The 397-nt window shown below is 39.3% G+C and carries 1 protein-coding gene; it reads right to left on the bottom strand.

Annotated features, from left to right (window positions below):
* Window positions 1-212: 212 nt before the first annotated feature.
* Window positions 213-397 (bottom strand): hypothetical protein (locus D0T87_RS24345; RefSeq protein WP_203558780.1); only part of this gene is annotated, 185 nt, incomplete at its 5' end.

The following is a 397-nucleotide window of genomic DNA, read 5'->3' as shown; positions in this document are numbered from 1 at the left end:
AAAAAATGAAATATAAATTCTGTGAACGCGCAAAGAAGAAAAAATGAAAATAACCCAATACCGTAACGATGGTAAGGTGCAGACACAACGTTACGCAAAAGTGTTAGACCAAAATATTCTTCGGGATATGCAAGAAGTAAGATAAAGTTTTGCGATGTAATTAGGTAATGGACAGATTGCGGTTATACCTAAAGAGGATAGTCGTTTAATAGTCAGTTATTCTTCATCCCGAGCAAAGAGGATATAGAGAAAGAGTCCGAACAGGTGGAAAAGATTTTCCAGTTCTGCCAGGAAATGAATCTGATACTCACTACCGATCCCAAGATCACAGCGGGAGAAGAATCCGAACCTGAAGCAGAATGACGGTTACTCGCAAGATGGGTTATAAACAGATCGG

This window comes from Bacteroides sp. 51, assembly GCF_010500965.1.
Taxonomy (GTDB): domain Bacteria; phylum Bacteroidota; class Bacteroidia; order Bacteroidales; family Bacteroidaceae; genus Bacteroides.
The sequence above is the reverse complement of the archived record's forward strand: the minus strand, read 5'-3'. Positions and strand labels throughout refer to the sequence as shown.